General features: G+C 74.3%; 24 protein-coding genes. 17 read left to right on the top strand and 7 right to left on the bottom strand.

What is annotated here, in order from left to right; translation table 11 throughout:
• A partial coding sequence (locus ACFWJB_RS30530) for a hypothetical protein (protein ID WP_386926244.1) occupies positions 1-711 on the top strand: 711 nt, incomplete at its 5' end.
• Position 712: 1 nt separating this feature from the next.
• On the opposite strand, the gene ACFWJB_RS30525 is transcribed toward ACFWJB_RS30530, so the two are convergent.
• On the bottom strand, positions 713-1,915 hold the full coding sequence (locus ACFWJB_RS30525) for an amino acid deaminase/aldolase (protein ID WP_385458394.1): 1,203 nt from the start codon (positions 1,913-1,915) through the stop codon (positions 713-715).
• 906 nt (positions 1,916-2,821) lie between these two features.
• Between ACFWJB_RS30525 and ACFWJB_RS30520 the strand changes: the two genes are divergently transcribed.
• Positions 2,822-3,634, top strand: coding sequence for a hypothetical protein (locus ACFWJB_RS30520; RefSeq protein WP_385458393.1), 813 nt, complete (start codon positions 2,822-2,824; stop codon positions 3,632-3,634).
• Positions 3,631-4,812: a type VII secretion-associated serine protease mycosin gene (mycP, locus tag ACFWJB_RS30515; protein WP_385458392.1), complete on the top strand. Its 1,182-nt coding sequence runs from the start codon at positions 3,631-3,633 to the stop codon at positions 4,810-4,812. The genes ACFWJB_RS30520 and mycP overlap by 4 nt, the downstream gene beginning before the upstream one ends.
• Here the strand turns inward: mycP and ACFWJB_RS30510 are convergent.
• Entirely contained in the window at positions 4,797-5,795 is a 999-nt protein-coding gene (locus ACFWJB_RS30510) for a hypothetical protein (RefSeq protein ID WP_386926242.1), read from the bottom strand. The genes mycP and ACFWJB_RS30510 overlap by 16 nt on opposite strands.
• A 117-nt stretch (positions 5,796-5,912) precedes the next feature.
• Between ACFWJB_RS30510 and ACFWJB_RS30505 the strand changes: the two genes are divergently transcribed.
• Positions 5,913-6,641, top strand: coding sequence for an SseB family protein (locus ACFWJB_RS30505; RefSeq protein ID WP_385458390.1), 729 nt, complete (start codon positions 5,913-5,915; stop codon positions 6,639-6,641).
• A gap of 4 nt (positions 6,642-6,645) precedes the next feature.
• Here the strand turns inward: ACFWJB_RS30505 and ACFWJB_RS30500 are convergent, their stop codons facing one another.
• The gene (locus ACFWJB_RS30500; protein WP_385458389.1) at positions 6,646-7,002 is read right to left on the bottom strand and encodes a DUF1844 domain-containing protein; all 357 of its coding nucleotides are present in this window, start codon (positions 7,000-7,002) and stop codon (positions 6,646-6,648) included.
• A 385-nt stretch (positions 7,003-7,387) separates the two neighbouring features.
• Here ACFWJB_RS30500 and infC point away from each other — a divergent pair, with 385 nt between their 5' ends.
• The 9 genes from infC to ACFWJB_RS30455 all read left to right on the top strand — a co-directional run bounded on the left by infC (position 7,388) and on the right by ACFWJB_RS30455 (position 17,350).
• Positions 7,388-8,041, top strand: a complete 654-nt coding sequence (gene infC, locus ACFWJB_RS30495) for a translation initiation factor IF-3 (RefSeq protein WP_086026072.1) — start codon at positions 7,388-7,390, stop codon at positions 8,039-8,041.
• A 111-nt stretch (positions 8,042-8,152) separates the two neighbouring features.
• Positions 8,153-8,347 carry a 50S ribosomal protein L35 gene (gene rpmI / locus ACFWJB_RS30490; protein ID WP_003977225.1) on the top strand — a complete coding sequence of 65 codons (195 nt, stop codon included), beginning with the start codon at positions 8,153-8,155 and terminating at the stop codon, positions 8,345-8,347.
• Positions 8,348-8,444: 97 nt separating this feature from the next.
• Positions 8,445-8,828: a 50S ribosomal protein L20 gene (gene rplT, locus ACFWJB_RS30485; protein ID WP_004002577.1), complete on the top strand. Its 384-nt coding sequence runs from the start codon at positions 8,445-8,447 to the stop codon at positions 8,826-8,828.
• 181 nt (positions 8,829-9,009) lie between these two features.
• On the top strand, positions 9,010-9,858 hold the full coding sequence (locus ACFWJB_RS30480) for a TrmH family RNA methyltransferase (RefSeq protein WP_385458388.1): 849 nt from the start codon (positions 9,010-9,012) through the stop codon (positions 9,856-9,858).
• A gap of 51 nt (positions 9,859-9,909) precedes the next feature.
• Complete coding sequence (locus tag ACFWJB_RS30475; RefSeq protein WP_386926239.1) at positions 9,910-11,049, top strand: ATP-binding protein; 1,140 nt, start codon at positions 9,910-9,912, stop codon at positions 11,047-11,049.
• 162 nt (positions 11,050-11,211) lie between these two features.
• Positions 11,212-12,333: a phenylalanine--tRNA ligase subunit alpha gene (gene pheS / locus ACFWJB_RS30470; RefSeq protein ID WP_385458386.1), complete on the top strand. Its 1,122-nt coding sequence runs from the start codon at positions 11,212-11,214 to the stop codon at positions 12,331-12,333.
• Positions 12,333-14,855, top strand: coding sequence for a phenylalanine--tRNA ligase subunit beta (pheT, locus tag ACFWJB_RS30465; RefSeq protein ID WP_385458385.1), 2,523 nt, complete (start codon positions 12,333-12,335; stop codon positions 14,853-14,855). Before pheS ends, pheT begins: the two co-directional genes overlap by 1 nt.
• A 490-nt stretch (positions 14,856-15,345) precedes the next feature.
• Entirely contained in the window at positions 15,346-16,686 is a 1,341-nt protein-coding gene (locus ACFWJB_RS30460; protein ID WP_385458384.1) for a transcriptional regulator, read from the top strand.
• A gap of 118 nt (positions 16,687-16,804) precedes the next feature.
• Entirely contained in the window at positions 16,805-17,350 is a 546-nt protein-coding gene (locus tag ACFWJB_RS30455; RefSeq protein ID WP_385458383.1) for an NUDIX hydrolase, read from the top strand.
• Positions 17,351-17,380: 30 nt separating this feature from the next.
• On the opposite strand, the gene ACFWJB_RS30450 is transcribed toward ACFWJB_RS30455, so the two are convergent.
• Both ACFWJB_RS30450 and ACFWJB_RS30445 read right to left on the bottom strand, forming a co-directional pair.
• Positions 17,381-17,638 carry a hypothetical protein gene (locus tag ACFWJB_RS30450; RefSeq protein WP_385458382.1) on the bottom strand — a complete coding sequence of 86 codons (258 nt, stop codon included), beginning with the start codon at positions 17,636-17,638 and terminating at the stop codon, positions 17,381-17,383.
• A 194-nt stretch (positions 17,639-17,832) separates the two neighbouring features.
• A complete protein-coding gene (locus ACFWJB_RS30445) occupies positions 17,833-18,705 on the bottom strand; it encodes a 3-hydroxybutyryl-CoA dehydrogenase (RefSeq protein WP_385458381.1) in 873 nt (290 codons plus the stop codon).
• Positions 18,706-18,881: 176 nt separating this feature from the next.
• Between ACFWJB_RS30445 and ACFWJB_RS30440 the strand changes: the two genes are divergently transcribed.
• On the top strand, positions 18,882-20,141 hold the full coding sequence (locus ACFWJB_RS30440; RefSeq protein WP_385458380.1) for a glycoside hydrolase family 10 protein: 1,260 nt from the start codon (positions 18,882-18,884) through the stop codon (positions 20,139-20,141).
• A gap of 1 nt (position 20,142) precedes the next feature.
• Here the strand turns inward: ACFWJB_RS30440 and ACFWJB_RS30435 are convergent, their stop codons facing one another.
• Complete coding sequence (locus ACFWJB_RS30435; RefSeq protein ID WP_385458379.1) at positions 20,143-20,337, bottom strand: DUF1918 domain-containing protein; 195 nt, start codon at positions 20,335-20,337, stop codon at positions 20,143-20,145.
• A 44-nt stretch (positions 20,338-20,381) separates the two neighbouring features.
• A complete protein-coding gene (locus tag ACFWJB_RS30430) occupies positions 20,382-21,344 on the bottom strand; it encodes a DMT family transporter (RefSeq protein WP_385458378.1) in 963 nt (320 codons plus the stop codon).
• Between ACFWJB_RS30430 and ACFWJB_RS30425 the strand changes: the two genes are divergently transcribed.
• The 3 genes from ACFWJB_RS30425 to ACFWJB_RS30415 all read left to right on the top strand — a co-directional run bounded on the left by ACFWJB_RS30425 (position 21,343) and on the right by ACFWJB_RS30415 (position 23,935).
• Positions 21,343-22,797 (top strand): PLP-dependent aminotransferase family protein, encoded by a 1,455-nt coding sequence (locus ACFWJB_RS30425; RefSeq protein ID WP_386926234.1) that lies wholly within the window; start codon positions 21,343-21,345, stop codon positions 22,795-22,797. The two genes, ACFWJB_RS30430 and ACFWJB_RS30425, sit on opposite strands and share 2 nt — an antisense overlap.
• A gap of 39 nt (positions 22,798-22,836) precedes the next feature.
• Positions 22,837-23,277 (top strand): GNAT family N-acetyltransferase, encoded by a 441-nt coding sequence (locus ACFWJB_RS30420; RefSeq protein ID WP_385458376.1) that lies wholly within the window; start codon positions 22,837-22,839, stop codon positions 23,275-23,277.
• 73 nt (positions 23,278-23,350) lie between these two features.
• Complete coding sequence (locus tag ACFWJB_RS30415; protein WP_385458375.1) at positions 23,351-23,935, top strand: histidine phosphatase family protein; 585 nt, start codon at positions 23,351-23,353, stop codon at positions 23,933-23,935.
• Positions 23,936-23,945: the final 10 nt, after the last annotated feature.

The raw sequence follows: 23,945 nt of genomic DNA, 5'->3' as shown, positions 1-23,945 counted from the left end.
GGCGCCGTCCTCCTCGGCGAGGACGACGACACGGGTACCCGGGCCGGGACCCCGCCGACCGCGGCGACCCCCACGGACCCCGCACCGCCGACCGGGCCGCCGACCGCCTCGCCGAAGACCTCCGAGCCCTCCGCCGACGACCCCGCCGTGGTCGAGGACCAGCTCAACGGCATCACCTTCCCGCTGCCGGCCGGCTGGGTGCGCCCGCGGTACGTCCCCGAGGACGACGCCGTGATGACCACGGACGGCACCTACGACTGCCCCGGCGACGGCGGCGTGTGCCGGCACGGCCTGGTCGTCTCCCGCACGGTCACCGCGAACGCCGAGAGCTCCCCGAAGGTCCTCGCCGAGCAGGACATCGAGGACGCGGCGGACGACGCCTACGACCACGACACGGTCGGCGGCAGCCCCTTCGGGGGCGTCGAGTCCCACCAGGTCGTCGCCTCGGGGCCGGTCGCGGTCGCCGGACGCGCCGGGTACTACGTGCGCTGGCGGGTGACGACGGCCAAGGGTCCCGGCGGCTACGTGCAGTCGCTGGTGTTCCCGTCCACCGTCGGCACCGAGTCCCCGATCCTCGTCCGCTACGTCTTCGACGCCGGCGAGGACGGGCCGCCGCTCGCCGACATGGACCGGATCACCAAGGGCATCCGGCCCGTCGGCGACGCGGGCACGGGCGGCGGCGTCGGCAGCAGCATCGGCCCCTCGGCCTGACCTACAGGTAGGTGCGCCCCTCGCCCCGGTACGTCGGCACCGTCGCCGTCACCGCGTCCCCCTCCACCAGGTGCAGCGTGTCGAACCGCTCGCACAGCTCACCGGCCTTGGCGTGCCGGAACCACACCTTGTCGCCGATCAGCAGGTCGTCCGCGGGGGAGCCCAGCAGCGGCGTCTGCACCTCGCCGGCGCCCTCCTGCGGGTCGTAGCGCAGCCCCTCGGGCAGATACGGCACCGGAAGCCGGTCGACCCCGGCCGCGCCGGACGCCGGATAGCCGCCGCCGAGCACGGTCACCGCCCCGACGCCAGGGCGCCGCACCACGGGCTGGGCGAACAGGGCCGCCGGACGCCCGCTGAACGACGTGTAGTTGTCGAACAGCCGCGGTACGTACAGCCCCGATCCGGCGGCGATCTCGGTGACCGCGTCCTCCGCGGCGGTGTGCTGCACGCTGCCCGTGCCGCCGCCGTTGACGAACTCCAGATCCGGCACCACGGCTCGTACCGCCCGCACCACCGCGGCGCGCCGCTCGGCGAGTTCGCGGCGCGCGGCGGCCTGCATCAGCCGCACCGCCCGCGACCGCAGCGGCCGTCCCGCCACCGCGTCCCCGACCCCGGCGACATGTCCCTCGTACGCCATGACGCCGACGACCCGGAAACCCGGCCGCCGGGCCACCACCCGGGCCAGGTCGGCGACCTGCGCGGGGGAGTGCAGCGGGGACCGCCGCGCCCCCACGCGCACCCGTCCGCCGAACAGCCGCAGCGAGGTGTCCAACTCCAGGCAGACCCGCACCACTTCGCGGCCGCCGTCCCGCGCCTCGTCGATGAGCCGCAGCTGTGCCGGGTCGTCGGTCATCACGGTCACGGCCGAGGCGAGCTTCGGATCGGCGGTCAGCTCCGCGTACCCGGCGCGGTCCGCGGACGGATAGGCCAGCAGCACGTCCTCGAACCCGGAGCGCGCCAGCCACAGGGACTCGGCCAGCGTGTAGGACATGACCCCCGCGAAGCCGTCCCGGGCGAGGGCGCGTTCGAGCAGGGCACGGCAGCGTACGGACTTGCTGGCGACCCGGATCGGCTTGCCGCCGGCCCGGCGGACCAGATCGTCCGCATTGGCGTCGAAAGCCTCCAGGTCCACGATCGCCACGGGGGCGTCCAGATGGGCGGTGGCCCGGTCGTAACGGGCCCGGTCGGCGGCGCGCGCAGTCATGAACGAAGCCTGCCAGACGGGATTACCGCAGGGTAGGGGGACGTTCCGGGCCAATGCCACGGGCCTGCGGACTGGTTCCCCGTCGGGCCGGGACACGCCGTAGAGTGACGCGCACGCACGGCCGGACGGTCCGGGCAGCAGGGCCCGGGGGCCCGCGCCGGGATGGCGGTTGGCCCGTGCGGGTATGCGTGCCCGGGACGGCCAGTCCGCTCCGGGCCCGGGCAGGGAACGCCGGCCCGCGCCGGACGGCCGGCCCGGGCCCGAGGAAACGGGGGGTGCATGAGCACGGAAGCACGCCGCGCCGCCCTCCCCCCACGCCCCCCGCACCCACCCCGCGGCAACGCGACCCCGCCCGACGGCTCCCGGCCCACCCAGCCCCCGCGTCCCACCACCGCACCGCCCACCGACGCCGCAGGCCCCACCCCGCCGCCGCCCGCGGGGCCGCCGCAGGGTCCGGGCACGCCGCGGACCCCGGACGCGGCCGGCTCCACGGCCCCAGGCCGCTCCACCTCACCGCCGCCCGCCGGCACTGCCCGCCGCCCGGGGGCGCCGTCGCGGCCGGACGGCGGGGCGTCCGGTGGTGAGCCGGTGTCCCGCACCGGCGTGCCGGCGTCCCCGGGGCCCGCCCCGGCCGAGGGCGCGATGCCACGCCCACGCGGGCCGCGCGACACGGACACGCCTCCGCCGCCGCGGGCCACCGCCCGCTTCCCGGACGCCCCGCCGTCCGTCGGCCGTGCGGCGGTCGAAACTCCGCGAGGGCGCGACGCACGGCCGCGACCCCGCCCGGGCGCCGCCTGCGCCGAGACCCCGTCGGAGACGACCACCCGCCTGCGCCCGATCCCGGCGGACCCCGGACCGCCGCACACCCCCGCTCCGGCCCCGTCGTGGGGCGGCACCCGGCCCCGCGTGTCGTTCGCCGCGCCCGAGGGGTACGACGAGCACGCCCGGCCGCGCCCGCTCGGCGGACGCCTGCGGCCCCAGGCCGTCGCCGCGGCCGTCTGCCTGGTGCTCGGCGCCGGCCTCGTCACCGGCGCCGTCACCGGAAGCTGGCTCGCCGGGGACTCCGGGGAGGCCGAGGCGCGCAGCGCCTTCACCGCGGCCGGGGACCTGTGGCACAGCGTGCCCGTCGACCAGCTCTTCCCGCCCACCGTGCAGGGGCAGGGCGCCGGCCCCGGCGGCGCCGACCGCACCTGGACCCGCGTCGCCGTGGCCCCCGACAGCGGCTGCGCCGGCGCCTTCGACCCGCTGCTGGCCAAGGCCCTCGCCCCGGCCGGCTGCGCGCGCCTGCTGCGCGCCACCTACACCGACGCCACCCGGAGCTACGTCACCACCGTCGGCCTGCTCTTCACCAAGGCGGACGCCGCCGCCATGACCGCGCTGGCGAGCCGGTTCGACAAGGAGGGCCTGGACCGGCGCGCCGACCTCGTGCCACTGCCGTACGCTGCCGAGGACACCGTCGCCGCCGGCTTCGGCGCGGACGGACGCGCCTCCTGGACCGTCTCCGTCCTCACCGACGCCCCCGTCGTCGTCTACGCCGTCTCCGGCTGGGCCGACGGCCGCGTCGTCGACCGGCCCGAACCCGCCGAGGAGGCCACGGAGTCCGGCGCCACCTCCACCCCCGCCCAGGCCGGCCTCGGGCACGAGGCGCAGGGCCTCGCCGACCGCGTCGAGCGCGCCCTGCGCAAGAACGTCGGCCCCGCCACGGAGCAGCCCTCGTGAACACCCCCACCGCCCGCCGGGCCGGCGGCGCCCTGAGCCTCCTCCTCGCCGCCGCCCTCGTCCTCGTCCCGGCGCCCGGCGCGCACGCCGACGGCATCCGCGCCAAGCAGTGGGCCCTCGACGCCCTGCACACCGACCAGGCGTGGCGCACCACCAAGGGCGCCGGCGTCACCGTCGCCGTCCTGGACACCGGCGTCGAGGCCGACCACCCCGACCTGGCCGGCAACGTCCTCACCGGCAACGATCTGGTCGGCTTCGGCGCGAGCGAGGGCGACCGCTCCTGGGCCCGGCACGGCACCGCCATGGCCGGGATCATCGCCGGCCACGGCCACGGACCCGGCAACGCCGAGGGTGTCATGGGCATCGCGCCGGAGGCCAGGATCCTCCCCGTCCGCGTGATCCTGGAGGACGGCGACCCCTCCCGCGCCAAGGCCCGCAAGACCCGCGGCAACGCGCTCGCCGAGGGCATCCGCTGGGCCGCCGACCACGGCGCCGACATCATCAACCTCTCCCTCGGCGACGACTCCGCCTCAGCCCATCCCGAACCCGCCGAGGACGAGGCCATCCAGTACGCCCTGAAGAAGGGTGTGGTCGTCGTCGCCTCCGCCGGCAACGGCGGCGAGAAGGGCGACCACATCTCCTACCCGGCCGCCTACCCGGGCGTCGTCGCCGCGACCGCCGTCGACCGCTTCGGCACCCGCGCCTCCTTCTCCACCCGCCGCTGGTACGCCACGGTCGCCGCCCCCGGCGTCGACGTGATCATCGCCGACCCGGACCACCGCTACTACGAGGGCTGGGGCACCAGCGCCGCCTCCGCGTTCGTCTCCGGCGCCGCCGCCCTCGTGAAGGCCGCCCACCCGGACCTCACTCCCGCCCAGGTCAAGAGGCTCCTGGAGGACACGGCCCGGAACGCGCCCGCCGACGGGCGGGACGACTCCCGGGGCTTCGGCTTCGTCGACCCCGCCGCCGCGATCGAGGCCGCCGGACGTCTGAAGCCGGGCGCACTCGCCCCGGCGGCCTACGGCGAGAAGTACTTCGGCCCGGGGCCGGACGCCCCCGCCTCGCACGACGACACCTCGGCCTGGGCGGCCCCGCTGGCCGGCGGCGCGGGCGGCGTGCTGATCGTCGCGTCCGTCGTCCTGTGGCGCGGCCGCCGCGAACGCTACGACGACTTCTGATCCGCGGCCGCGCCGCCCCCGGCCGCCGGTTCCCCGTCCGCGCCGGCGAACACCGACACCGCGGCCCGCGCCGCCGCCTCGGTCAGCGAGACGCCCGCCGCCAGGGTCGCGCTGCCCCGCGAGAGCACCGCCACCAGGCGGTCGTGGCCGCCGGCCGTCACCCGCCCGATGCTGTTGACCACCCACAGCCCCGTGGTGCTGCGCCGCAGCCAGCCGTTCTTCAGCGCCCACGAGCCGTCGCCGCCGTCGGCCGCCGCCGACACACCCCATCGCTGATCCGCGGCGATCCCGCCCATCAGCTCGCGCAGGTACGTCCGCGAGGCCCCGCTCAGCGGGGAGTCCCCCGCCCCGAAGACCTGCCGCAGCAGTACGAGCTGGTCGGCGGCCGTCGTCCGCGTCAGCCCCCACAGCGGTCCGTCGCCGCCCTCGGTCGCGGTGAGACCGAGGCGCTCGTTCGCGGCGTCGAGCCCCTGCGCCGCCCCGATCGTCCGCCACAGTGCCGAGGCCGCGTCGTTGTCGCTGTTCCCGATCATGTCGACGGCGTACGCCTGCTCCCCGGCGGTCAGCGCCCGGCCCGCGTCCTGCGCGTCCAGCAGCAGCGCCGCCAGGATGTCGACCTTGACGATGCTCGCGGTGTCGAAGGCCGCCGTACCGTACGCGGCGCTCTCGCCGGACTCGAGGTCGAGCACCGCCACCGACACCTCGGTGCCGTCCGCCACGGGCACCGCCTCGATCGCCCTCGCGAGCAGGGCGTCGCGGTCCACGGCCGCCTCCATGGCGCTGTCCACCGGTGCCTCCCCGTCCGCGGTCGCCGAGGCGGCCGACGATACGGCCCCCGCGCCGGGGTGCGCCCGCGCCGTCACGTACACCGTCCCGGCCGCCGTGGCGCCCACCACCGCGACCGTGGCCAGGGCGGCGGACAACAGGGCGCGGCGCCGGGGCGGGCGCGCACGACGGCGCCGCCGGGCTCGGGTGGACTCCATGCCCGCGATGCTCGGGGCGCCGGCTGTGCGGACCGTGGGACGGAGGTGAAACGCGGCTCAGAGATCCCTGAGAGGCCGGTGAGGACGGCCGGCCGCCCCCCGATAGGGTCGGGGACCGTGGCGAACAAGAACATTCCCGACCCCGGCTTCTCCGACGACGACGGCTCCGCCGACCCCCGGCTGAGCGCGGCGCTCGCCGCCTGGGCCGGGGACCGCACCGCCCTCGCACCCGTGCTGGAGGCGCTCAAGGGCGCCCGGCTGCTCGTGCCCGTCGTGGCCGTCCTCGGCGAGGTCGAGGAGGACGAGAACGGACTGCGCCGTGAGAAGACCAGCGACATGGCCGTGCCGACCCTGAGGGCCGGGAACCGCACCGCCCTGCCCGCCTTCACCTCCACCGACTCGCTCGCCCGCTGGGACCCCGCGGCGCGCCCCGTCGCCGTACCCCTGCACCAGGCCCTCCAGGCCGCCGCCCACGAGAAGGCGGACACGGTCGTGCTGGACATGGCCGGGCCGGTGCCCTTCGAGCTGAGCGGGGCGGCCCTGCTGGCCGTGGCCGAGGGACGCACGACGACCGATCCGCTGGCCGACCCGGCGGTCGTCGAGGCCGTACGCCGTGCCGTGGCCGCCGAGCCCGCCGTGCTCCGCGCGCACCTCGGGCCGGGACAGGCCGACGGCACCCTGGCCCTGGTGCTGGACCCCGCCGCGGCCCCGGCCGAGGCCGCCCGCGCCGTCGCCGGGCGGCTGGCCGCCGACGAGACACTGAGGGCCCGCCTGGTGCGCGGCCTCGACCTGGCACTGCTGCCGGCCGGGGCGACGCCTCCGGGCGAGCCCTTGTACGTGCGGTGACGGCTCAGCCGTAGACGGCTCCGGTGTACTTCTCGCCCGGGCCCTGGCCCGGCTCGTCCGGCACCAGCGAGGCCTCGCGGAACGCCAGCTGGAGCGACTTCAGCCCGTCGCGCAGCGGCGCCGCGTGGAACGAGCTGATCTCGGTCGCGCTCGCGTCCAGCAGACCGGCCAGCGCGTGCACCAGCTTGCGCGCCTCGTCCAGGTCCTTGTGGGCGTCGCCCTCCTCGGTCAGTCCGAGCTTCACGGCGGCGGCGCTCATCAGGTTGACGGCGACCGTCACGATCACCTCGACCGCGGGGACCTCCGCGATGTCGCGGGTCATGGCGTCGAAGTCGGGCGTCTCAGGAGGGGTCTCACTCATGCAGCTCACGATAGGCGCAGCGGCGGGCGGGGCCCCACTCGGTCTCGGTTAGCCCTTCCCCTGCCGAGCTGCTAACCTTGTGTAACGACCGGTCGGACACGTACGCCTCACGGCGGCGGGCCCGGCCCACAAGTGGAGGCTTTCGAACTCCCACCTGACCGTCCCCCGGGACGGCGGGTCACCGGTCAGGCGGTCCCGTCCTCACGACGGCGACCGGCCCGAAAAGCGCGCCCCGCGGCCATCGCGACGGTGCTCCGGTAGTTCGAGGAGCCCCGCCTGTGATCGTCCGGGGCATTTTTTGTGCGCCGGCGCGGTTAGGTCTAACGAACACAGACGTTACGCGGCTGTCCGCCAGACCGTCGCGTGGTGCTACCGAGGAGGATCCATCAGCGCCGAGCCCCGCATCAACGACCGGATTCGCGTTCCCGAGGTGCGACTTGTCGGTCCCAGCGGCGAGCAGGTCGGGATTGTCCCGCTTGCCAAGGCCCTGGAGCTTGCGCAGGAGTACGACCTCGACCTCGTAGAGGTCGCGGCGAACGCCCGTCCGCCCGTGTGCAAGCTCATGGACTACGGGAAGTTCAAGTACGAGTCGGCCATGAAGGCCCGTGAGGCGCGCAAGAACCAGGCGCACACGGTCATCAAGGAGATGAAGCTCCGGCCGAAGATCGACCCGCACGACTATGACACCAAGAAGGGTCACGTCGTCCGGTTCCTCAAGCAGGGCGACAAGGTCAAGATCACGATCATGTTCCGTGGTCGCGAGCAGTCCCGGCCGGAGCTCGGCTACCGACTGCTGCAGCGTCTCGCGGAGGACGTCCAGGACCTCGGCTTCGTGGAGTCGAACCCGAAGCAGGACGGCCGCAACATGATCATGGTCCTCGGTCCGCACAAGAAGAAGACCGAGGCGATGGCCGAGGCTCGCCAGGCGCAGGAAGCCCGCAAGGCGGAGGCGAAGGCCAACCCCGGCAAGTCGCAGAACGCCGCGGACGCCGACGCCGTGAACGCCGAGGCTCCGGCCGAGGCTTCCGCCGAGGCGTGACCCCGGGGGACGCCAGTCCCCAGGACGTAACCGAAACAAGAGCGACGCTCCACCGTGCCCGGTTCTCACGACCGGGCACAGGAGCGCCACCGACGAGGAGATAACGGCGCTATGCCGAAGAACAAGTCGCACAGCGGTGCCAGCAAGCGCTTCAAGATCACCGGCTCCGGCAAGGTGCTCCGTGAGCGCGCCGGCAAGCGCCACCTGCTCGAGCACAAGTCGTCCCGCGTGACGCGCCGCCTCACCGGCAACGCCGAGATGGCCCCGGGCGACGCCGCGAAGATCAAGAAGCTTCTCGGCAAGTGACGTACGGGCGCCACTGAGCGCCGTACGGCAGGACCGGGACCCCATCGATACCGGGCCGTGTGAGGACAACCACGGCCCCGCTACAAGGAGTTAACAAGTGGCACGCGTCAAGCGGGCAGTCAACGCCCACAAGAAGCGCCGGGCGATCCTCGAGCAGGCCTCCGGCTACCGCGGTCAGCGTTCGCGCCTGTACCGCAAGGCCAAGGAGCAGGTCACCCACTCGCTGGTCTACAACTACAACGACCGCAAGAAGCGCAAGGGTGACTTCCGCCAGCTGTGGATCCAGCGCATCAACGCCGCTGCCCGCGCCAACGGCATCACGTACAACCGCTTCATCCAGGGTCTGAAGGCCGCCAACGTCGAGGTGGACCGCAAGATCCTCGCCGAGCTGGCCGTCAACGACGCCGGTGCGTTCGCCGCGCTGGTCGAGGTCGCCCAGAAGGCGCTGCCGAGCGACGTCAACGCGCCGAAGGCCGCGTGACGCTGCGCCGGCTGTGAGCCGACGTGACTGGACCCGCAGGTTTTGCGCCTGCGGGTCCTGTTGTTGCCGCCCCTCCGTGTTCCTTCGGCTGCGGGTGCGTCGTGGCTTGTCGCGCAGTTCCCCGCGCCCCTGGAGGGGCGCGTTGCAGTCCGCGTCGATTCAGATGTGAAGGTGAGCAGGAGTGCGTCCCGTCAGCCCAGAGCTGATCTCTCCCCGGTCCCCCCGTGTCCTTGCCGCGCGGCGGCTGGCCAGGCGGAACTTCCGGGGCAAGGAGCGGCTGTTCCTGGCCGAGGGGCCGCAGGCCGTGCGGGAGGCGGCCGCTTACGGGGACACCCTCGTCGAGGTCTTCGCCACCGTCGAGGCCGCCGAACGGTACGCCGACATCGTCGGAGCCGCCCGTGACGCCGGCGCGCGGGTCCACCTCGCCGCCGACGCGGTGATCGAGGACATCTCCACCACCGTCACCCCGCAGGGCCTGGTCGGGGTCTGCCGCTTCGTGGACACCCCCTTCGACGACATCCTCGCCGCCCGTCCGAAGCTCGTCGCCGTCCTCGCGCACGTCCGGGACCCCGGCAACGCCGGCACCGTGCTGCGCTGCGCCGACGCCGCCGGCGCCGAGGCCGTCGTCCTCACCGACGCCTCCGTCGACCTGTACAACCCCAAGGCGGTACGCGCGTCCGTCGGCTCCCTGTTCCACCTGCCGGTCGCCGTCGGCGTCCCCGTGGAACGGGCCGTGGCCGCGCTGCGCGACGCCGGCGTACGCGTGCTGGCCGCCGACGGCGCGGGCGAGGACGACCTGGACGCCGAGCTGGACGCCGGCACCATGGGCGGGCCCACCGCCTGGGTCTTCGGCAACGAGGCCTGGGGACTGCCGGAGGAGACCCGGGCACTGGCCGACGCCGTCGTCCGCGTCCCGATCCACGGGAAGGCCGAGAGCCTGAACCTCGCCACCGCCGCGGCCGTATGTCTCTACGCGTCGGCGCGTGCACAGCGCGCCGCCGGAGGGTGCCGCTCCGTCACCACCACCTAGTAGGGTGACCAGCGCGGGGACCCCAGACCAGGTGAGAGGTGGGGCACGGGGATGAGCGTCGGCACGAGCAGCGCACCGGGGGCACGCCGGACGGGCCGCCCTCCCGCGCCGCGCCGGCCCGGGGACCTCGCCGACCTCGGCATCGGCCCCGACGAGCTGCCCGACGGCCTCGTCGTCGCGGACGAGCACGGACGGGTGATCTGCTTCAACGCGGCCGCGTCCCGCATCACCGCCGTCCCCGCCGCCCACGCCCTCGGACAGCCCCTCGACGAGGCCCTGCCCCTCGAGGACCTCGACGGGCGGCGCTGGTGGCAGCTCACCGACCCCTACGGCGGGCTCGCCATCCGCGTCGGCCAGCCCGAGCGCAACCTGCTGCTCCCCGGCGGCCGCGAGGTCCTCGTCTGCGCCCGCTACGTCCGCACCGGGCGCACCGGCTCCGTCCACCGCGTCGTCGTCACCCTGCGCGACACCGAGGCCCGCCGCCGCACCGAGCGCAGCCACGCCGAGCTGATCGCCACCGTCGCCCACGAACTGCGCTCACCGCTCACCTCCGTCAAGGGCTTCACGGCGACGCTGCTGGCCAAGTGGGAGCGGTTCACCGACGACCAGAAGCGGCTGATGCTGGAGACCGTCGACGCCGACGCCGACCGCGTCACCCGGCTCATCGCCGAGCTGCTGGACATCTCCCGGATCGACTCCGGACGGCTCGAGGTGCGCCGCCAGCCCGTCGACATCGGAGCCGCCGTCGGCCGCCACATCCAGGCCTACGTCGCCGCCGGGCAGCCGGCCGACCGCTTCCTGCTCCGCCTCGGCCGGCCGCTGCCCGCCCTGTGGGCCGACCCCGACAAGATCGACCAGGTGCTCAGCAACCTCATCGAAAATGCCGTGCGTCACGGCGAGGGAACCGTCACCATCGACATCACGCCCGCGGCGTCCCCGCGCGAAGAGGAGGACGCCGGCACGTCGGTCACGGTGAGCGACGAGGGGCCCGGCATCCCGGAGGAGTCCATGAACCGCGTCTTCACCCGCTTCTGGCGGGGCAGCAAGCGCGGCGGGACGGGCCTCGGGCTGTACATCGTCAAGGGCATCGTCGAGGCCCACGGCGGCACCATCACGGTCGGCCGCGCCCCCGGCGGCGGCGCCGAGTTCCGATTTACGCTGCCCGTGGCGGCTCCCGCGTATCTCACCTGAGACGGTCCGGGACCCCCACGGGCGCATCCGCCTTTCTCCACCCCGTTAGACTCGGCGTTTGGCACCTTTGTGTCCCGCAGACGGAGACGCCCAGAGCGAGACGCTTCGTCCACGAGCCGGTGACGGGGACCATCAGCCAGCCAATCGGAAGCACGGGAAGAGATGTCGGCACCGAATAAGTCGTACGACCCAGTCGAGGTCGAGGCGTTGAAACCGGAAGAGATCGAGCGCATGCGGGACGAGGCGCTCGCCGCCTTCGCCGCCGCGGACTCCCTCGACGCGCTCCAGGAGGCCAAGGTCGCCCACACCGGCGGCACCTCCCCGCTGTCGCTGGCCAACCGCGAGATCGGCGCCCTGCCCCCGCACGCCAAGGCAGACGCCGGCAAGCGCGTCGGCATGGCCCGCGGCGCCGTGAACAAGGCCCTCGCCGCCCGCCAGGAGGAGCTGGAGGCCGAGCGCGACGCCCGCGTGCTGGTCGAGGAGGCCGTGGACGTCACGCTGCCCCACGACCGCGTGCCGGCCGGCGCCCGCCACCCGCTCACCACCCTCTCCGAGCGCATCGAGGACATCTTCGTGGCCATGGGCTACGAGGTCGCCGAGGGCCCCGAGGCCGAGGCCGAGTGGTTCAACTTCGACGCGCTGAACATCGGCCCGGACCACCCGGCCCGCGGCGAGGCCGACACCTTCTTCGTCGAGGGCCCCGAGGGCGGCACCGAGTCCGGCGTCGTGCTGCGCACCCACACCTCGCCCGTGCAGATCCGCTCCGCGCTCGGCCGCGAGCTGCCGGTCTACGTGATCTGCCCCGGCCGCGTGTACCGCACCGACGAGCTGGACGCCACGCACACGCCCGTCTTCCACCAGGTCGAGCTGCTCGCCATCGACGAGGGCCTGACCATGGCGGACCTCAAGGGCACCCTGGACCACATGGTCCAGTCGCTGTTCGGCGCGGAGATGAAGACCCGGCTGCGGCCGAACTTCTTCCCCTTCACCGAGCCGAGCGCCGAGATGGACATGCTCTGCTACGTCTGCAGGGGCGAGTCCGTCGGCAACCCCGACCGGCCCTGCCGCACCTGCTCCAGCGAAGGCTGGATCGAGCTGGGCGGCTGCGGCATGGTCAACCCGCGGGTGCTCGTCGCCTGCGGCGTCGATCCCGAGAAGTACAGCGGCTTCGCCTTCGGGTTCGGCATCGAGCGGATGCTGATGTTCCGCCACAACGTCGAGGACATGCGAGACATGGTCGAGGGTGACGTCCGGTTCACCCGGCCGTTCGGGATGGAGATCTGATGCGGGTCCCGCTTTCCTGGCTGCGGGAGTACGTCGACCTGCCGGCCACCGAGACCGGCCGCGACGTGCAGGCCAAGCTGATTTCGGCCGGCCTCGAGGTCGAGACCGTCGAGCACCTGGGCGCCGACCTCAAGGGCCCCCTCGTCGTCGGCCGGGTGCTGACCATCGAGGAGCTGGAGGGCTTCAAGAAGCCGATCCGCTTCTGCACGGTGGACGTCGGGCAGGCCAACGGCACCGGTGAGCCCCAGGAGATCGTCTGCGGCGCCCGCAACTTCGCCGTCGGCGACAAGGTCGTCGTGGTCCTCCCCGGCGCCACCCTGCCGGGCGGCTTCTCGATCTCCGCGCGCAAGACGTACGGCAAGACGTCCCACGGCATGATCTGCTCCAGCGACGAGCTGGGCATGGGCGACGACGGCACGCACGGCATCATCGTGCTGCCGCCGGAGACCGAGGTCGGCAAGGACGCGATCGAGCTGCTGGAACTGGTCGACGAGGTCCTGGACATCGCCGTCACCGCCAACCGCGGCGACTGTCTGTCCATCCGCGGCGTCGCCCGCGAGACCGCCATCGCCTACGGCCTGCCGCTGCGCGACCCGGCCCTGCTCGACGTGCCCGGCCCGAACGCCTACGGCTACCCCGTGAAGATCGCCGACCCCACGGGCTGCGACCGCTTCACCGCCCGCACGGTCACCGGCCTCAGCCCCGAGGCACGCTCCCCGATCTGGCTCCAGCGGCGCCTGCAGAAGGTCGGCATGCGCCCGATCTCGCTCGCCGTCGACGTCACCAACTACGTGATGATGGAGCTCGGCCAGCCCCTGCACGCCTACGACCGCGGCCTGGTCCAGGGCACCATCGGCGTGCGCCGGGCCGGCGAGGGCGAGAAGATCGTCACCCTCGACGGCGTCGAGCGGAAGCTGCACGCCGAGGACCTGGTCATCACCGACGACCGCGGCCCGATCGGCCTCGCGGGCGTCATGGGAGGCGCCAACACGGAGATCGCCGACCACGGTGCCGCCGAGAACGGCGGCAACGCGACGAGTGACGTGGTCATCGAGGCCGCCCACTTCGACCAGGTGTCCGTCGCGCGCACCGCCCGCCGCCACAAGCTGTCCTCCGAGGCGTCCCGCCGCTTCGAGCGCGGTGTCGACCCGCAGGCCGCGGCCGCCGCCGCCCAGCGCACCGTCGACCTGCTCGTGCTCCTCGCGGGTGGCACCGCCGAGGCCGGCGTCACCGAGATCAGCGCCCCGTCCGCGCCGCACACCGTCTCCATGGCCGCCGACCACCCGGACAAGGTGGCGGGTGTGACGTACGGCCGGGAGACCGTCGTACGCCGCCTCCAGGAGGTCGGCTGCGACGTCTACGGGCAGGACGAACTGATCGTCACCGTCCCGTCCTGGCGGCCCGACCTCACCGACCCCAACGACCTGGCCGAAGAGGTCATCCGGCTGGAGGGCTACGAGAACCTGCCCTCCACGCTGCCCCGCCCCCCGGCGGGCCGCGGCCTCACCGCCCGGCAGCGCCTGCACCGCCGCGTCGGCCGTGCCCTGGCCGGCGCCGGGTACGTCGAGGCGCCGAACTACCCGTTCGTCAGCGAGCAGGTCTTCGACCAGCTCGGCCTGGACGCCGACGACCCGGACCGCCGCGTGGTCAAGCTGGTCAACCCGCTCAGCGACGAGGAGCCCGCGCTGCGGACCTCGCTGCTGCCGGGCCTGCTCGGCGCGCTGCGCCGCAACGACGGCCGGGGCAGCCACGACCTCGCGCTGTTCGAGACCGGCCTGGTCTTCCACCCGCGCGACGAGCGGCGTGTCGCCGTCGACCTGCCCGTCGACCGGCGTCCCAGCGAGGAGGACCTCGCCGCGCTGGACGCCGCGCTGCCCGACCAGCCCCGGCACGTCGCCGTCGTCCTCGCGGGCGGCCGCGAGCAGGCCGGCTGGTGGGGCAGGGGCCGCCCGGCCGACTGGGCCGACGCGGTCGAGGCCGCCCGGCTCGTCGCCCGCGAGGCCGGTGCCGAACTGGGTATCCGCAAGGGCCAGTACGGTCCCTGGCACCCGGGCCGCTGCGCCGAGCTGTTCGTCACCGTCGACGGTGAGGAGCGGGTCATCGGCCACGCCGGCGAGCTGCACCCGCGGGTCGTCAAGGCCCTGGGCCTGCCCGCGCGGGCCTGCGCGATGGAGCTGGACCTCGACACCCTCGAGCGGGTCGGCGACGACACCCCGCAGGCGCCGGCCATCTCCACCTTCCCGGTCGCCACGCAGGACGTCGCCCTGGTCGTCGACGCCTTCGTCCCGGCGGCGGACGTCGAGGCCGCGCTGCGCGAGGGCGCGGGCGAACTGCTGGAGTCCATCCGGCTGTTCGACGTCTACGACAACGCGGAGCAGCTCGGCGAGGGCCGCAAGTCCCTGGCGTACGCGCTGCGCTTCCGCGCCGGGGACCGGACGCTGACGGTCGACGAGGCCTCCGCGGCCCGCGACGCGGCGGTCGCCCTCGCGGGCGAGCGGGTCGGAGCGGTGCTGCGCGGTTAGCCGACGGTGCGCCCGAGGGGCGGGGGCTTCTGCCGGCCGGCGGCTGACGGTGGCCGGTCGCGCAGTTCCCCGCGCCCCTCGAGTCCGTCGGCGCGACGCCCATCGGGAGGCGCGGGCCCTTCGAGGGGGGTTGCGGTCCTGCCGGTGAGGGGCGCGGGGAACCGCACGAGCAACCCCGACGCGCCCGGGGACGACGACGCACCGCGGACCCGCACGTAACCGGCGGAGCCAGTCGCACCGCTGGGCCGGCGGAGCCGTCCGCCCCGCCACGGAGTGTCGGGCAGGCGGCCGGGCGGACGGCGCCGGCCGGGCCGCCGCACTGTACGAGGGGGAGCCGGCGGCCCGGCCGGCCTCTTTCGAGGCAGTTCAGTCAACCGGCCCGGCACTCTCCGCGACAGCGCGCACACGGTGCGGATGCGCGTACTCCGTTCACACCCCGTGTGAGGACCGGCACACTACGCTGTCGGCACCGAATCACCCGGGGGGCACCATGCAGCCCAACACTCTGCTCGACGCGATCCTGGACGAGGCGGGCGTCTCGCACGCGGGACTGGCCGCGCACGTCAACCAGGCGGGGCGGGCACGCGGGCTCTCGCTGAGATACGAGCACACCGCCGTCGCCCGGTGGCTGAAGGGCCAGCGGCCGCGCGGCCAGGTGCCCGACCTGATCTGCGAGGTCCTCGCCACCCGGCTGCACCGCCCCGTCACCCTCGACGACATCGGCCTCGGCGTGCCCGGCGAGCCGGCCGCGCCGCACACCGGCTCGCTGTCCGGGTTCGTGGAGCGGGCGACCGCCCTGTGGCGCTCCGACCAGCAGCAGCGCCCGCACCTCCTCGACGCGCCCGCGCTCACCGGCACGCCCGCCGTGATGCCGGTGTGGGAGTGGGAGAACCCGCCCGAGGACGTGGACGTCTCCCGCGGCGGCCGGCACCGGGTCACCGCGGCGGACCTGGAGATGCTGCGCTCGGCCCGCGCCCACTACGAGCAGCTGTACCGAAAGGCCGGCGGCGTCGCGACGCGCGCCCGGATCGTCGGCTTCCTCAACGCGGAGGCCGCTCCGCTGCTGCGCGGCGGCTACACCGACGCCACCGGCCGTCAGCTCCACCGTGCCACCGGCGGCCTGGTCGCGGTCGCCGGCATCTGCGCGTACGACTCCGACGCGCACGGGCTCGCCCAGCGGTACTTCCACCAGGCGCTCCGCCTCGCCAAGGCCAGCGGCGACCGGGGGCTCGGCGCGTACGTCATCGCGCTGCTGGTCAACCAGGCGCTGTTCATGCGGGAGTACCGCCAGGCCGTCGCCTTCGCCGAGGCCGCGCTGCGCACCGCCGGCCGGCACATCACCCCGGCGCTCGCCTCCGACCTGTACGCGATGCAGGCCAAGGCGTACGCCCACCTCGGCGACGGCACCGGCGCACTGTCCTGCATCCGGCGCGCCGAGCAGGCCGCCGAACGCATCCGGCGCGGCCACGAACCCGACGAGACCGGCTATGTCCAGCCCGGCCTCGTCAACGTCCAGGTGGCGGAGGCGCTGCTCAGTCTCGGCGAGCTGGCGGCCGCCGGGGAGCACGCCGCGGAGGCCGTCGACAACCCGGCGCACGACCGGGGCCGCGTGCACCGGCTCGCCATGCTCAGCACCGTCGAACTGCGCCGGGGAAACGCCGAGAAGGCGGTCGCCACCGCCGTGCAGATGGCCGAACAGGCCCGCGGAATGGAGTCCCAGCGCCTGCGCGACAGACTGCGCGCGGTGCGCGAGCACCTGGTGCGCAGCGGCTGCGCGGGCACGGCCGAGGCCGCCGAACTCATCGACGGGGCACTGCGCGTACCGCTCTAGCCCGCCCGCCCTCCACGGGCGCCGCGCCCGCCACTGCGCCGTGAGCGGCCGTCGTGCGCCTGCTGCCGGACCACTCCGGCTGCGATATTGCCACCTACTCAAGAAAGGTGGCAGAACCGTGCAGTGGACGAAACAGAACGAACAGAATGTGTACGCAAACCGCTGGTTCAGCGTCAACCTCGCCGATGTCGAGCTACCGGACGGCCGGCACCTCGACCACTTCCTCATACGGATGCGCCCGGTGGCGGTCGCCACGGTGGTCAACGAGGCGAACGAGGTCCTCCTGCTGTGGCGGCACCGCTTCATCACCGACAGCTGGGGCTGGGAACTCGCGGCCGGCGTCGTCGAGGACGGCGAGGACGTCGCGGTGGCGGCGGCGAGGGAGCTGGAGGAGGAGACCGGCTGGCGGCCGGGACCGCTGCGCCACCTCATGAGCGTGGAGCCGTCCAACGGACTCACCGACGCCCGGCACCACATCTACTGGGCCGACGAGGGCGAGTACGTCGGACACCCCGTGGACGACTTCGAGTCGGACCGCCGGGAGTGGGTGCCGCTCAAGCTCGTCCCCGATCTGGTCGCCCGCGGGGAGGTCCCGGCCGCCAACATGGCGGCCGCGTTACTCCTGCTGCACCACCTGCGGCTCGGGCAGGACGCCGTGACGTGATCCGGCGCCGTCCGCGTCCCGCCGCGCCGCTCAGCGGCCGAACGCCTGCCAGAGGGCCACCACGAGCGCGCCCACGGCCGTGACCGCGGTGATCGCAGGCAGGGGCCAGCGGGCGTGCTCCAGCGTGACGAGCCGGGTGCTCAGCTCGTCCAGGTCCTTGGCGGTCTCCTCGGTGCGGTGGCTGAGCAGCGCCAGCCCGCCCTCCACGCGGGCGTAGGCGACATCGAGGCGGCGCCGTAACTCTGCGAGTTCTCCAGGGACGGCGGGATGCTCGGGATCGGCGGTCACGAAACCGCTCCTTTCGTGGTCGAAACGGGGGTCGAATCACATCCCTTGCAATGCACATGATGAGTCAACTCGCCTGGTGGGCGCGTGGGGAGAGTGTGCGGACGGCATATGCGAGCCCGGCGCGCACACGGGGTGCGAACGCCGCGGGCCCGGCACCGCGTCGGGTGCCGGGCCCGCGAAGCGGTCACTCAGCGTCAGCCGTAGGTGTAGAAGCCCGAGCCGCTCTTGCGGCCGAGCCGGCCCGCGTCCACCATGCGCTGGAGCAGCGGGGGAGCGGCGTACAGCGGCTCCTTGTACTCCTCGTACATCGAGTGGGCGACCGAGGCGACCGTGTCCAGGCCGATCAGGTCGGACAGCTTGAGCGGGCCCATCGGGTGGGCGCAGCCCATCTCCATGCCGTTGTCGATGTCCTCGCGGCTGGCGATGCCCGACTCGAACATCCGGATCGCGGAGAGCAGGTACGGGATCAGCAGCGCGTTGACCACGAAGCCGGAGCGGTCCTGGGCGCGGATGGAGTGCTTGCCCAGCACCTTCTCCGTGAAGAGCTGCGCCCGGCTGAGCGTGCCCTCGGAGGTGGTGAGCGCCGGGATCAGCTCGACGAGCTGCTGCACCGGGGCCGGGTTGAAGAAGTGGATGCCGATGACGTGGTCCGGCCGCGAGGTGGCGACCGCCAGCCTCACCAGCGGGATCGAGGAGGTGTTGGAGGCCAGGATCGCGTCCGGCCGGGTCATGACCTGGTCGAGCACCTGGAAGATCTCGGTCTTGACCTGCTCGTTCTCGACGACCGCCTCGATCACGAGGTCACGGTCGGCGAACTCGCCCAGGTCGGTGGTGAAGCTCAGGCGCGCCTGGGTCGCCTCGAGCTCCTCGTCGGTGATCTTGCCGCGCTCCGCGGCCTTGGTGAGGGAGGTGAACAGCCGGGTCCGGCCGATCTCCAGGGCATCGCCGGTGGTCTCGGCGACCTTCACCTCCAAGCCGGCGCGGGCGCACACCTCGGCGATGCCCGCCCCCATCTGGCCGCAGCCCACCACGCCGACGCGTGCGATATCTCCCGAGATGCCGATCACATCGTCCCTTTCGCTGACTCCACGGCTGAGGCAGGTCCGCCGGGGGTCCCCCTGCGCCTGCTCCGATCGTGCACGTTACCCCCGGAGTGCCGCGGATCCGTCGCCCGGGTCGGGCATGCTGAGGTCCCGTGCACGATCCGTGACGGTGCGGATCCACTGCGTTCTGGAGGTCTTTCATGGGCCGTGTCTCGCGTCGGACCTTCGCGGTGGCCGCGCTGTCGGCGCTCACCCTGGCGCCCGCACCCGCGGGGTCGGCGGCGCCCGTGCCGCCGGCGCCCCCGGGGCGGCCCGGTGGCCGGCGCCGCGCCGTCACGGAGATGCGGGGCATGTGGCTGGCCACGGTGAACAACCGCGACTGGCCGACCCGGGCCGGTCTGCGGGCGTCCGAGCAGCGCGCCGAACTCGTCGGACTCCTTGACGCGGCGGTCCGCCACGGCCTCAACACGGTGATCTTCCAGGTGCGGCCCACCGCCGACGCGCTGTGGCCGTCGGCGTACGAGCCGTGGTCTCAGTACCTCTCCGGCAGCCAGGGCCGGGACCCGGGCTGGGACCCGTTGGGCACGGCCGTGGAGGAGGCCCACGCCCGCGGCCTGGAACTGCACGCCTGGTTCAACCCCTACCGCGTCGCCCTGCACGACGACCCGTCCCGCCTCGTCCCCGCGCACCCCGCCCGCCGGAACCCCGGCTGGGTGGTGCCGTACGGCGGGAAGCTCCACTACAACCCGGGGCTGCCCGAGGTCCGCGCCTTCGTGCAGGACGCGATGATCGACGCGGTGGAGAAGTACGCCGTGGACGGCGTCCACTTCGACGACTACTTCTACCCGTACCCGGTGGCGGGCCGGACCTTCGACGACGACGCGGCGTACCGCGCCCACGGCGGCGGCTTCGCCACCAGGGCGGCCTGGCGGCGGGACAACATCGACCGGCTGGTGCGCGAGACGGCGGCCCGCGTCAGAAAGGCCCGGCCCGCCGCACGCTTCGGCGTCAGCCCCTTCGGGGTGTGGCGCAACGCGGCCACCGACGAGCGAGGCTCGCGGACCGGCGCCGGTGTCCAGACCTACGACGACCTGTACGCGGACACCCGCACCTGGGTGCGCGAGGGCTGGATCGACTACGTCGTCCCGCAGCTGTACTGGAACATCGGCCTGCCCGCCGCCGACTACGCGGAACTGCTGTCGTGGTGGGCGGACGTCGCCCGGGGCAGCCGGACGCGGCTGTACGTGGGGGAGGCCCTGTACAAGGCCGGCGACCCGGCGCAGCCCGCCGCCTGGCAGGACCGGGAGGAGCTGTCCCGGCACCTCGCCCTGGCCGCGGACCACCCGGAGGTGCGCGGGCATGTCTTCTTCGCCGCGAAGGAAGTGGCCGAGGACAGGATCGGTGCGATGGCGCGGGTGGCCGCCGACCACTACCGGCGGCCCGCGGACACCCCGCGCTGACTCACATCCGCATCTCCCTGTGCCGGATCTCGGAGTCGGGGCCGGGCGAGCACACCGCCTCGTGCCCGTCCTCGAACCGGACCCGGTACGGCGGGGAGCCTTCCTTGCCCATCACTTCCACAATCTCGGCGACCTTGTCGTGCTCACCGACCACCCGGCCGTGCTGCACCAGCTGGTCGCCCTTCGTCGCGTGCATCTGTGAGGCCTCCTCACGCGTCTGCCGCACGTGTCTGCCGCTGCTCAGCCCCGGGACCGCTGCGTGACCGCGATGCACACCAGCACGGCGGCCGCCGTCAGCGGGGCGGCCACCGTCAGGTGCTCGCCCAGGAGAAGTACCGACCACACCAGTGTGAGCAGCGGCTGGGCGAGCTGCAACTGGCTGGCCTTCGGCACCCCGATGGCCGCCATGCCCCGGTACCAGACGACCAGTCCGAGGAACTGCGAGCCCGCCGCCACCCACAGCAGCCCGGTCACGCTGTGCGCCGTGAGACGCACGGGTTCGTACGCGAGGGCCAGTGCGGTGGCGGGCACGGTGAGCGGCAGGGACAGCACCAGGGCCCAGCCGATGACCTGCCAGCCCGGCATCACCCGGGCCAGCCGGCCGCCCTCGGTGTACCCGGCCGCGCACACCAGCAGCGCGGCGAAGAGGTAGGCGTCGGCCGTCGTCAGGGCGCCCCCGCTCTGCTGCACGGTGAACGCCACCACCGCCGCCGCGCCCACCAGCGCCGCGATCCAGAAGGTGCGCGAGGGGCGGGTGCCGATGCGCAGCGCGGACAGCAGCGCGGTGGTCAGGGGGAGCAGGCCGACCACGACGGCCGCGTGCGCGGTGGTCGAGGTCCGCAGCGCGAGGGTGGTCAGCAGGGGGAAGCCGAGGACCACTCCCGCGGCGACCACGGCGAGGCCGGGCCAGTGCCGCCGCTCGGGCAGCGGGACCCGCCGCCCCGCCCGGCCCCGCTCGCCCGGCGGGACACCCACCGCGAGCAGACACCCCCCGGCGATCAGCGCGGCGAGGACGCTGCGCACGGAGACCAGGGACCAGGGGCCGAAGCCCTCCAGCCCCCAGGCGGTGGCGGGGAACGTCAGCGAGAAGGCGACGACGCCGAGCGCGGCCAGCAGGGTGCCGGAGGAATGTGCGCCGGAGCCGGTGGCCGGATCGTCGACCGCTATCCCCGTCGGACCAGTAGCGCTACTCTGTACTCTCATGCAAGAGCGTAGCAGCGTCGTTGAACTGGCGAACCAGCTGCGACGGGAGCTCGACCGCTACTCACCCGGTGGAAAGCTCCCGTCCAGCCGTGCCCTCGTCGACCGTTTCCGGGTCAGCCCGGTGACCGTCTCCCGCGCCCTGGCGCAACTGGCCGCCGAGGGCCTGGTGGTGACCCGGCCCGGCGCCGGGGCCTTCCGGGCGCCGTCGCGGCCCGGCACCGCTCCGGCCGGCGACACCTCCTGGCAGGAGGTCGCGCTCAGCGCCGACGGCGCCGCCGACCTCGTGCCGCGCTCGGTGGACGCCTCCGGCGTCCTGGTCTCGCTGGCCGCTCCGCCGCCCGGCGTCGTCGAGTTCAACGGCGGCTACCTGCACCCCTCGCTCCAGCCGGAACGGGCCATGGCGGCGGCACTGTCCCGGGCCGGCCGCCGGCCCGGCGCCTGGGGCCGGCCGCCGATGGAGGGACTGCCGGAACTGCGGGAGTGGTTCGCCCGCAGCATCGGCGGCGCGGTCACGGCCGCCGAGGTGCTCGTCACCGCCGGCGGGCAGTCGGCCCTGACCACCGCCCTGCGCGCCCTCGCGCCGCCCGGCGCGCCCGTCCTCGTGGAGTCGCCGACGTACCCCGGCATGCTGGCCATCGCGCGGGCCGCCGGCCTGCGCCCGGTGCCGGTGCCCGTCGACGCGGACGGCGTGAAGCCGGCCCTGCTCGCCGACGCCTTCCGGGCGACCGGGGCCCGCGTCCTCGTCTGCCAGCCCCTCTTCCAGAACCCGACCGGTGCCGTACTCGCCCCCGAACGGCGCGGTGAGGTGCTGCGCATCGCCCGCGAGGCCGGCGCCTTCGTCGTCGAGGACGACTTCGTGCGGCGGCTCGTGCACGAGGACGCGGGGCCCCTGCCGCGTCCCCTGGCCGCCGACGACCCGGACGGCGTCGTCGTGCACGTCTGCTCGCTCACCAAGGCCACCTCGCCGAGCTTCCGGGTGAGTGCCCTGGCCGCGCGCGGCCCCGTGCTGGAGCGGCTGCGGGCCATCCAGGTCGTCGACACCTTCTTCGTGCCCCGCCCCCTTCAGGAGGCGGCGCTCGAACTCGTCGGCTCGCCCGCCTGGCCGCGCCATCTGCGCGCGGTCTCCGCCGAGTTGAGGGTCCGCCGCGACGCGATGACGTCCGCGCTGCGCCTGAACCTGCCCGAGTTCTCCCTGGCCCACGTGCCGTCCGGCGGCTACCACCTGTGGCCGCGCCTGCCCGACGGCACGGGGGAGGCGGCCCTGACCGCGGCCGCCCTGCGCGCGGGCGTCGCGGTCACGCCGGGCCGCCCGTACTTCAGCGCCGAACCCCCGGCGCCCCACCTGCGGCTGAGCTTCGCCGCGGTGGCCGGAACCGGCGAGATCGCGGAGGGGGTGCGGCGGCTGAGCACGGCCTGGGCCGAGGTCCGCGAGCAGGCCGGGACGCGCGGATAACCGGTCGACGCCACCCGCCCGCGCTGCGACCATCCCGGCATGACCGAAACGCCACGCCTGCCCGAGGGCTACGAGATCTCCACCGACCCGGACCGGATCGACGCGGAACGCGTCCACCGGTGGCTGTCCACCGACGCGTACTGGGCGCTCGGGCGGGCCCGCGACAAGCAGGACCGGGCCATCTCCGGCTCGCTCAACTTCGGCGTGTACGAGGCGCTCTCCGGGGAGCAGGTGGCGTACGCCCGCGTCATCACCGACCTCGCGACCTTCGCCTGGCTGTGCGACGTGTACGTCGACCCCGCGGTGCGCGGCAAGGCCCTCGGCACCGCCCTCGTCGGCGCCGTGCGCGAGCACCTGAGGCCGTACGGGCTGCGCCGCATCCTGCTCGCCACCCACGACGCGCACGGGGTCTACGAGAAGCTCGGTTTCACCGCCCTGGACCGGCCCGACCAGTGGATGGCGTTCGCCTTCGGCCGGTGAGCCGTGGCGCGTACCGGGTGTCCCGCGGGTAACCCCTCTTGACCGGCCCCCTTCCGCGGCCCACCATCACCGCATGGCGCTTCGGGTCACGTTCGTCGCGGCTGCGCGCAGCGCACCCCTGTTCGCGGATCGCTTCGGGGACGACCGGCCGCTGGACCGGGCCGGCTGGGACGAGGCGCTGCGTGCCGCGCCGGAACTGCTGCCGCTCGCGGCCGCCGAGCTGCGCTACTGCTCGCCCACGCCCCGCAGCCGCGCCACCGGCGACGCCCTCGGCTACGCCCCGCTGGCCCAACTCGCCCTGCGGGAATGCGACATGGGCCGCTGGAGCGGGCTGACGCTCGGTGAGGCGATGGCCCGGGAGCCGGCCGCCGTGGACGCCTGGCTCGCCGACCCGCGCTCCGCCCCGCACGGCGGTGAGTCGCTGTTCGCCCTCATCACCCGCGTCGGCGGATGGCTCGACACCCGGCCCGGGGAGGACGGCGACCGGATCGTCGCGGTGGCCGAGTCCTCCGTGATCCGGGCGGCCCTGGTGTACGCGCTGAAGGCGCCGCCCATGACGTACTGGAACCTGGACGTGCGCCCGCTGTCGACGACCACGCTCACCGGCCGCGCGGGCCACTGGAACCTCCGCTTCGACGGGACACCGGCCCGTCCCTGACGCGCCCGGG

It is taken from the genome of Streptomyces sp. NPDC127100 (genome assembly GCF_042724095.1).
Taxonomy (GTDB): Bacteria; Actinomycetota; Actinomycetes; order Streptomycetales; family Streptomycetaceae; genus Streptomyces.
This window is presented reverse-complemented; position numbering and strand designations above follow the sequence as displayed.

What these genes read in the sequence shown, in the direction of transcription:
- ACFWJB_RS30525 (WP_385458394.1), bottom strand. Translation starts at nt 1,915, where the DNA reads ATGACTGCGCGCGCCGCCGACCGGGCCCGTTACGACCGGGCCACCGCC.
- ACFWJB_RS30510 (WP_386926242.1), bottom strand. Translation starts at nt 5,795, where the DNA reads ATGGAGTCCACCCGAGCCCGGCGGCGCCGTCGTGCGCGCCCGCCCCGG.
- ACFWJB_RS30500 (WP_385458389.1), bottom strand. Translation starts at nt 7,002, where the DNA reads ATGAGTGAGACCCCTCCTGAGACGCCCGACTTCGACGCCATGACCCGC.
- rpmI (WP_003977225.1), top strand. Translation starts at nt 8,153, where the DNA reads ATGCCGAAGAACAAGTCGCACAGCGGTGCCAGCAAGCGCTTCAAGATC.
- ACFWJB_RS30475 (WP_386926239.1), top strand. Translation starts at nt 9,910, where the DNA reads ATGAGCGTCGGCACGAGCAGCGCACCGGGGGCACGCCGGACGGGCCGC.
- pheS (WP_385458386.1), top strand. Translation starts at nt 11,212, where the DNA reads ATGTCGGCACCGAATAAGTCGTACGACCCAGTCGAGGTCGAGGCGTTG.
- pheT (WP_385458385.1), top strand. Translation starts at nt 12,333, where the DNA reads ATGCGGGTCCCGCTTTCCTGGCTGCGGGAGTACGTCGACCTGCCGGCC.
- ACFWJB_RS30460 (WP_385458384.1), top strand. Translation starts at nt 15,346, where the DNA reads ATGCAGCCCAACACTCTGCTCGACGCGATCCTGGACGAGGCGGGCGTC.
- ACFWJB_RS30440 (WP_385458380.1), top strand. Translation starts at nt 18,882, where the DNA reads ATGGGCCGTGTCTCGCGTCGGACCTTCGCGGTGGCCGCGCTGTCGGCG.
- ACFWJB_RS30435 (WP_385458379.1), bottom strand. Translation starts at nt 20,337, where the DNA reads ATGCACGCGACGAAGGGCGACCAGCTGGTGCAGCACGGCCGGGTGGTC.
- ACFWJB_RS30425 (WP_386926234.1), top strand. Translation starts at nt 21,343, where the DNA reads ATGCAAGAGCGTAGCAGCGTCGTTGAACTGGCGAACCAGCTGCGACGG.
- ACFWJB_RS30430 (WP_385458378.1), bottom strand. Translation starts at nt 21,344, where the DNA reads ATGAGAGTACAGAGTAGCGCTACTGGTCCGACGGGGATAGCGGTCGAC.
- ACFWJB_RS30420 (WP_385458376.1), top strand. Translation starts at nt 22,837, where the DNA reads ATGACCGAAACGCCACGCCTGCCCGAGGGCTACGAGATCTCCACCGAC.
- ACFWJB_RS30415 (WP_385458375.1), top strand. Translation starts at nt 23,351, where the DNA reads ATGGCGCTTCGGGTCACGTTCGTCGCGGCTGCGCGCAGCGCACCCCTG.